Source organism: Okeania sp. SIO3B5 (assembly GCF_010692555.1).
Taxonomy (GTDB): Bacteria; Cyanobacteriota; Cyanobacteriia; order Cyanobacteriales; family Microcoleaceae; genus Okeania.
Genome location: NZ_JAAHHG010000423.1, coordinates 1 through 8,861, shown reverse-complemented (window position 1 = coordinate 8,861; position 8,861 = coordinate 1). Strand labels below are relative to the sequence as shown.

Here is an 8,861-nt window from a genome sequence, read left to right as displayed (position 1 = left end):
TCTCTGCCCTATCCGTACATCCGTGCCATAATCGGTGTGAGCCACTCCCCTACTCTCTGCCCTATCCGTACATCCGTGCCATAATCGGTGTGAGCCACTCCCCTACTCTCTGCCCTATCCGTACATCTGTGCCATAATCCGCGTGAGCCACTCCCCTACTCTCTGCCCTATCCGTACATCCGTGCCATAATCCGCGTGAGCCACTCCCCCACTCTCTGCCCTATCCGTACATCCGTGCCATAATCCGCGTGAGCCACTCCCCCACTCCCTGTTCCCTGCTATATATAATCACCAGCTAATTCCGATACACTACCCTTTTCAGTCTGAAGTTGCCATCGACCTACTACATTTAAGGTATCCTCCAAAAATTGACTGCGACAAACTCCACGCTGAATCTTACCACTGGTAGTCTTAGGAATACTACCAGTCTTCAACAAAGCGATCGCATAAACTTCTACTGTATGCTCTGCGGCCACTGCTTGTCTAATTGCTCCAACTACTTCCTCAACATTCAACTTCCGTAAATAACTGCGCTCCACCTCTTGAGCAATTATCAACCGCTCATCATCTTCTGCTTCTATAGAAAAAGCTGCTCCACAACTAGACCGTAAAGCAGGATGACACTTTTCCACTGTCAATTCAATATCTTGGGGATAACGATACCTACCCCACAAAATCATTACATCTTTAATTCGACCAGTAATAAATAATTCCCCATCTTGTAAAAATCCTAAATCTCCTGTTCGTAAAAAAGGCCCTTTATCTGCCAAAAAAGCATTAAAAGTTCGCTCAGTCTCCTCTGACTGATTCCAATAACCCCTACCTACACCAGTGCCAGATACCCAAATCTCCCCAACTTCACCATCTGGACGTGGAACTAATGATTCTGGCTCAACAATCATAATTTCATCGCCCAACCAAGCAAAACCACAACTAACCACAGCTCTACTTTTTTCACCGCCCACCACAACTCGGTTTTCTGCTAAAGCTTCGGCATCCACATACTTAACAATTGGAGGTTTTGTTTTTGTTGCGCCACTGATAAATAAGGTAGTTTCTGCCATTCCATAGCAAGGATAAAAAGCCTCTCGCCGAAACCCACAAGGGGCAAAAGTCTCGGCAAATCTTTCTAAAGTTGCAGCTCGCACGGGTTCAGCTCCAGAAAATGCGACACTCCAACTACTTAAGTCTAAATTTTTCAGTTGTTTTGGCGTTACTTGCCGAGAAACTAGGTCGTAAGCAAAGTTCGGTCCGCCACTGGTTGTTGCTTTGTATTGAGAAATAGCTTTTAACCAACGTATGGGTTTTTGAATTAAAGCTACGGGTGACATGAGGGTGACGGGAAAACCTCCATATAGAGGTTGTATTACTCCGCCAATTAATCCCATATCGTGGAACATGGGTAGCCAAATTACGCCCTGACTTTCTGGGGTATGTTCAAATGACTGATAAATAATTTCTGAGTTATGCAATACGTTGCGGTGAGTTACCATTACTCCTTTTGGTTTGCCTGTGGAACCGGAGGTGTATTGGAAAAAGGCGAGGGTGTCTGGGTCTATTTTTGGTTCTACCCAATGGGGTGCTTCAGAAAAATCAATTTTATCTGTGGCTATCCATGGTAAATGGTTGAGTTTAGGAGCTAAGTCTGGATTTTTGGCTAATTTTTCTTGAATTTCGCGTAAAAAAGATTCTGTGGTGAGAATGGCTTTTGGTTGGGAAGATTCGACTCTTTCTTGGAGTTTGGCTATTGCGTCGTTGTTGAGGGGAGGGTTACTGGTAACGGCGATCGCTCCTGCACAGATACAACCAAAAAAGCTGGTAATAAATTCTAGTCCGGCGGTGTAGGGATAAACGACTAATATTCGGTCTTCAGGGATGATGATTGATTGGAGGTGAGCAGCGATCGCTCGTACTTGTGTGTTTAATTGTTGATAAGTTAAGCTTCCAGACTCGGTTTCTCCATCTGGCAAAAATGTATAAGCAATTTGGTCGGGTAGATTTTGTGAGCGATGGTTTAGGATATCTAGTATTGTTGAGTATTTAGCCATTTGAGTATTTTTCCAATTTCCTATTAATAATTAGAGTATTGTATTAGTCAGTTTTTCTTGCTTACCACATAGTTGTAAATAGGTCAAACCCTTGTTAGAGGGGCTGAGAAAAATTAGTTCATCATGGTTAAATAAATATGAGGCGATCGCTCATTTAAACAATGGAATTATAAGTGTTTCGGGCGTTAAAATTTGATTAGGCAATAAAAATCCTTTGGATTTTTCCTTGAATTATCCTATCACAGGATAGGGCAAAAAGGCTGAAACTATTGAAACTATGTTGACAAGTTTAGGGATTTTTGGCAATCTTTTGTCAGGAGTTGATGACAATTTTTTGAATTATCTATTAAAAAAGCTTGAAATTATAATTTCAATTTATATTTAAAAAATAACGATTACATCATTTTTGATTCAAAAATTAAGTTAGAGTGCGATCGCCGATCTTGTAGGGTGTTTCATCAATTGATAATGAATAATGAATAATTACCTCTGGTTAAAACCGTTACGGAATTGAATATAGGGAATTTTTTTTCTTTTTTCTCCTTAAAAGTGCGATCGCCGATCTTGTAGGGTCTGTTAATGAAATGTAATACCAATTTGAAAAAAGAATGCTACAAAAAGGTAGACCAAGAAAAAATAAAGTTCAATATTTCAATTCACTTTACTTTCCGTTTGTCATGCTGCGCAAACAGGCAGAGGTACTGATAACTGATAACTGAAATGACCTAGCAGTGTAGGGATAAACAACTCAACTAATATTTGGTGTCCTGGACTGATGAATGATTAGAGGTGGGCAGCGATCACTCGTACTTGTGTGTCTAATTGTTGATAAGTTAGGCTTCCAGACTCAGTTTCTCCATCTGGCAAACAATGTATAAGCAATTTGGTCGGGAAGATTTTGGGAGCGATGGTTTAGGGCGTGTCATCAATTAGCTCTAGGTGCCATGCTATGACTGAATTTCATGCCGTGAGTGCCTCGGCAGTCACAACCGCTCAAAACCTATCCGTGACAGGGATCTGGGATTTAAATGATGACACGCCCTAGGATATCTAGTATTGTTGAGTATTTAGCCATTTGAGGATTTTTTCAGCAGATTAATATTTAGAAAATTGTATTAGTAAGTTTTTCTTGCATACCACATACTTGTAAATAGGTCAAATCACTGTTAGAGGAGCTGAGAAAAATTAGTTCATCATTGTTAAATGAAAATGAGGCGATCGCTCATTTAAACAATGGAATTATAGGTGTTTCGGGCGTTAAAATTTGATTAGGCAATAACACTCCCTTTGATTTTTCTTTGAATTATCCTATCACAGGATGGGGCAACAAGGGTGAAACCATTGAAACTATGTTGACGAGTTTAGAGATTTTTAGGGATTTTTAGGATTTTTTTGTCAGAGGTTGGTGACAATCTTTTAAATTTTCTTTCAAAGAAGCTGAGATTGATAATTAAAACTTTTCAGATGTTGATTAGAGAGTCCAGTAGGGTGTGTTGATGAAATGTAACGCACGAGTCTATCCCAACTAATATGATTTTTGGGCATTTCACGATTTTTATATCACCTGAATATAAGGTTCAAGAATAGTGGGATAGGTTCAACATCTATCTACAAAAAGAAACTGAAAGATTATTAACCCATAAGTGCGGTGCAACTACAGCTCAAAATATTGCCAAATCATCTATTTTTATCAACTAAATCACCTAACGCATCCTACTTTTTTTACTTTTCTAAAAAGAAAGATATTCGTTGCCAAAGTAAAAGTGAAAAAAATTTAATTTTGATTATTCTAGACTGTTGATTTTGTAGTGATTTTTAATAACTTTGTTTGTAAGTTTAATATTATCAGCAAATAGCCCCTATCCTTTTTTGAGGATATGGGACAGGGGCTAAAAATTAGAACCTAAAACTAGCTAATTTTCTCTTGAATTTCTAGCTTTTCAGAACCAAACTCATCAATATCTAAGTATGTTAGGTCGCTTGAAAAATGTTCCCTTAAAACTGCTTTTTGATCTTCATAATAATTAAGGTTTTCTGGCTTTAACAAACCTAAGCTTTCACCCAAAATATAGTCTACCTCAGCAATCCAAAAAGCCAAGATTTGGTTCTGATTAGCTTGCTCAAGTATTTCACCTAATTTTTCTTCTTGTTCCAGATTTAATTCAGGTAAAGAAGCTAAAATAGCATACTCGTTAATCAGCTTTTTCAAGCTAGGAGTTAAAGCCATTGAAAAATGTTTTGTTTGATCTCTGCTGCGATTACAGGATAGTAGTTCTTGATGCTTATCCCAGAATGATGATACGCTTTGACTCTTGATTTTATTGTCCATATGTTGCCTCTCCTTGTGATTTCTACATATTAAGTGAAGCTTTACGAGTATTTGTGACGAACTGAGAGTGTCACGAAAATAGGCACATGACACTAAGTATATGAGAATGCTAGTCCTAGAGATGTAATGATATTCCTCAAATGTATTAACAGTTTTAGGCAGGAAAATCATTACTTAGATAGCACTATCATAGTTAAAACAGTCAAAGTATTAGGAGCAACAAAAATATGGATATAAAAAATTTTGATTTAGAATTTAGGGAGTTATCACGTCGAAATAATCGTGAAAGTGATTCATTATTTGTCTATATTTGGATGCGTCTAAAACAATATAAGCTGAATAAATTCTACCAACAAAACGATATTCTCAATGAAGTTTACTTGAGAGGCATTAAAGCTTTGGAAGAAGGGAAAACTATAAATAGTTTATCAGGCTGGATTCGTGGAACAGCATATAATTATATTAGAGAACTTAGTCGGAAAGAATCTAAGTATGTAACAAAAAGCCTTGATTCGCTACAAGATAGTCAGCAATATGGAACTCTACTAATAGCAATGACTCGACAGCGATAAACCTTTTCAGGGAAGTCAAAACTTCAAATTCAAAAGTCAAAATTCAAAAGTAAGAATTTAATTTAACTAACTGTCAGTCAACTTTTAAGTTCAAGTTCAAAAGTTCAAATTCAAAAGTCAAAAGTTAAAAGTAAGAATTTAATTGAACAAACTGCCAGTCAACTTTCAAGTTCTGATAAGGAGTTAATTTTTGCCAACAGATAAACAAAAAGAAACTGCAATTTTTATTTCTCAGTTACTATCTAATCTTTATCATCCCATCAATTTATTTCGTTACAATAAAAGACTAAAAATAATGTGATACTTCCTCAAGACTTCAGTTATTAAGTAATAAATAAGGTTCAGTAATATTTTTAACGATTGATTACATTCAGCGAGAATATATTATTCGGTTGAGACCCTATTCCCTACTTCCTACTTCCTACTCCCTACTCTCAAGAAGATTTTGAAATATGAATAAATCACTTTCACAAATGAATAATAGAGAACTTCGTCAATATCTTTCAGAAAATCGCAATGATGAAGAAAAGTTTAGCCAAGCATTAGAACTATTAATGAGTCGGAAAACGAAAAGTTTTAAGTATCCTCCACCATCAGAAATAGAAAAAGAAGAAATTGAGGCAATTTTTCAAGCCAAATTGAATCAGAAACAATAATATGATCGCCTTTCGGATAAACTCAAAATTCAAAAGTCAAAAGTCAAAAGTTAGAGTTTAATTGAACAAACTGTCACTCAACTTTCAAGTCCTGATAAGGAGTTAATTTTTGCCAACAGATAAACAAAAAGAAACTGTAATTTTTATTTCTCAGTTGGTAAGCATTCAGCAGTCAGCTATCAGTTTGATTACCTTAATATATTTCAGAAAATCGCAATGATGAAAAAATTTTAGTCAAGCATTAGAACTATTAATGAAGAAGCGAAATCCTGAACTTAAACAAAAAATTATTCAAATAATAAAGTTAATGCAAGAAGACATTTTTGCAACTTCCTTAAGCACTAACTCATTATAGTAGGAAATAGGGAAGTCAAAACTGAAAATTCAAAAGTCAAAACTGAAAATTCAAAACTAAGAATTTAATTGAACTAACTATCAGTCAACTTTTAAGTATTATGAAAAATCGATCAAAATACCACAGAAGAAGTTATTATTTTGATTGATATTTTTACTCACGATCAGGTTTATGAATAATTCCTTAGCTTAAGACTTAGATTTCTTGCCTTCTTTCTTCTTCCTTCTTCCTTCTTACTTATTCTTGAATTTATGAAAATTGCTATTATTGCCTCTGGATTTTTACCTGTATTAGACGGAGTAACTGTCAGTGGTTTTTACCGAGTCCAAAAACTTAGCCAATTCGGACATCAAGTTTTATTATTTTGCCCAGACTATAGTCCCCTTGCTCATTTGTATCCTAATTGGAAAGATTATACGGGTAATATTTTTCCTGGAGTTCAAGTCATTAATTTACCGAGTACGCCGTTTCTAGATTTTGAGAGAAATGTGGGATTTAATACTTATAAAATAGTCCGCCGAGAATTAGAAAAATTTCAGCCGGAAATTATTCATGTAGATGAACCAGAAAGGTTATTTTTTGCTTTTTTCCGTTTAGCTGGCATCCAATTTTCTCGACAACATAATATTCCCTGTGTTTGTACTTTCAGAACTAATTTTTTAGACTATTTTGAAGATTTTTTACCTTTGCCAAAAGGGATTAACTTGATGTTGAAATTAATCTTTGAAAAAAGTTTTGTCTCTATTTACAATCAATATGATTTAACCTTGGTTTCTAGCAGTGTCACCTATGAAAAAATTGTGAATATGGGTATCAAGAATGTTAAGTATACTAATTTTCATGGTTTTGACGTGGAAAAATTTCAGTCAGCAAAAATAACAGCTAATTTTTGGGAATCAGATTATCAAATTTCTAATTTAACCAATAAAGTAAAAATAGTATTTTTAGGCAGATTAACTGAAGATAAAGGTTGGCAATTTACCTTAGATGCTTTTGTCAAACTTCAGCAATTAGTAAATCTAGAAAATATTGCCATAATAATTGTTGGTGATGGTCCGATGCGTGACGAAATATCAAATAGATTAAGTAAACTGACAAAAAATGTACATTTATTAGGTAGAGTACCTCCAGAGAATATACCTAATATTTTGAAAAATAGCGATTTTCATGTCACTGCTTCAGAAAAAGAAACCAGAGGTTTAACAGTATTAGAAGCTTTTGCCGCAGGAATTCCAGTAGTTGCTCCTCAAGCAGGAGGAGTCGTGGAAAATATTCAAGATGGATGGAATGGTTTATTATTTAAACCAAAAAATCAGGAAAACTTTTGTGAGAAGTTGAAGCTATTAATAGAAGATAGTAATCTACGGATTCAAATGGGTATTAATGCCAAAGAATCTGTTGTTAAATATAGTTGGGATAATGCAGTCGCTAACCTAGTTAAAATTTGGCAAGAACAGATTACTCAAGTCTCTTGAAAAAGGAAAAATTCAAGAATTTAGAATTTAGAATTTAGAATTACCTCTTCTTTTTAAAGGAGAGGATTTACTCAAAGGAAAATTTTTCTTCTCTTGGTCGATTAGATATGGTGAGGAGACCCGCTCTTATCAGAGCCGCTCCGCTTTATATGTTGCGGAGCAAAACGCCATCCCACCCTACGGGAAGCTCCGCTACGACTGCTTTTTATCCTCTTAAAAGAGGAGGCTTTCAACCGCAATTTTTCGGGTGCATCTCATAGCAAGCAAAAATACTTTTTTCCTATATATTCCCTGTTCCCAGATCCGGTGTTCCCTGTTCCCTAAAAGCAATAACTTTTTGGCTTTATTCACGCATTGAGATGCACCCAATTTTTCAGTAAGGAGGAAGAAGGAAAAAGGAAGAAGAAAAAAGGAAAAAGTTGATGGGGAATAAAACCCCGACTAATTGTAAACATCGCTTATGAGGTGCAGGATATTAAACCTAAAGGAAAAAGATAAAAATTAGTAACGAAGCATATTAGCTATCAACTTTTACTTCTTTAATTTGGTGGTGGTACATTGTAATGCTGGTCTATTGTAATTATTTTGGTCAAGGACAAAAGCAGTGAGAGTATCTTGCTCCCTTACTCATATCTTGCTCCCATGAAACGTCGTTGTTCATCCCCATCTACCATTATGTTCCGCAGGACTATCTTGAATTTTATTCTAATCTTAAGACAGCCTAATATTGGTTCAATAAGATAAGATAAAAAACTTCATAAACTCTAGTTAAGTTGTTTTTTTTAGCTAAAAAATATCTCTGGTCAAAAAAAGATAACTACCGATAATTTAATATTTGTAAATCTAGTAGGGGAGCTGTATAATATCATGTCCGGATAATCAGTGATAAAAAACCTTTTCCCTTCTAACCTTTTCTTTCCTTCTGCCTCCTGCCTCCAGCTCCCGCTGCCTTACCTCCTCCAAAGTGTAAGTATTCAACCGGACATGATATAAGGGAGCTATTAGATTGGCAACCTATGGAAAAAAACATACTTGTATGCCTGAGCAGTGGAACTAAAAATAATTTTTCCTACTGATTTAAGTTGACAATCAAATATACAATTAATTTGCCTTTACTACTTATAGCAATTCTTATACTGAAAAAGAAAAAAATAGGCATATATAACTAATAGTATCGGTGCTTTTTTTGTAATAAATACTTACCAAATTGTTATGATATCCTAATTAGGGTTTGCTGATTAAATATCGCGCTTATTGACTGATATTGGTTTGAGCAATTTTAGATCTGGAAAAAATGCGAGGTTTTAGGTGGTAATGGTTCAAAAATTCAGGATTTTGGTCAAGAGTTGGGCAGAACAATATTGGGAAAATTCTTACTCCTACCTCCTCCAAATTCCCATTTATTCTGTCTCCTGTCTCCTGTCTC

General features: G+C 35.4%; 6 protein-coding genes. 4 read left to right on the top strand and 2 right to left on the bottom strand.

Annotated features, from left to right (window positions below):
* Positions 1–278 precede the first annotated feature (278 nt).
* A complete protein-coding gene (locus F6K54_RS34225) occupies positions 279–2,048 on the bottom strand; it encodes a fatty acyl-AMP ligase (protein ID WP_293088047.1) in 1,770 nt (589 codons plus the stop codon).
* Between the two features lie 1,909 nt (positions 2,049–3,957).
* On the bottom strand, positions 3,958–4,377 hold the full coding sequence (locus F6K54_RS34220; protein WP_293088045.1) for a hypothetical protein: 420 nt from the start codon (positions 4,375–4,377) through the stop codon (positions 3,958–3,960).
* A 227-nt stretch (positions 4,378–4,604) separates the two neighbouring features.
* On the opposite strand from F6K54_RS34220, the gene F6K54_RS34215 reads away from it, so the two are divergent.
* The 4 genes from F6K54_RS34215 (at position 4,605) to F6K54_RS34205 (ending at position 7,435) form a co-directional block, all read left to right on the top strand.
* The gene (locus F6K54_RS34215) at positions 4,605–4,949 is read left to right on the top strand and encodes a hypothetical protein (RefSeq protein ID WP_293088044.1); all 345 of its coding nucleotides are present in this window, start codon (positions 4,605–4,607) and stop codon (positions 4,947–4,949) included.
* A gap of 190 nt (positions 4,950–5,139) precedes the next feature.
* Complete coding sequence (locus tag F6K54_RS43915; RefSeq protein ID WP_375342023.1) at positions 5,140–5,250, top strand: hypothetical protein; 111 nt, start codon at positions 5,140–5,142, stop codon at positions 5,248–5,250.
* A gap of 172 nt (positions 5,251–5,422) precedes the next feature.
* Positions 5,423–5,605, top strand: a complete 183-nt coding sequence (locus tag F6K54_RS34210; protein WP_293088042.1) for a DUF6887 family protein — start codon at positions 5,423–5,425, stop codon at positions 5,603–5,605.
* 606 nt (positions 5,606–6,211) lie between these two features.
* Positions 6,212–7,435, top strand: a complete 1,224-nt coding sequence (locus F6K54_RS34205) for a glycosyltransferase (protein ID WP_293088040.1) — start codon at positions 6,212–6,214, stop codon at positions 7,433–7,435.
* Positions 7,436–8,861 lie beyond the last annotated feature (1,426 nt).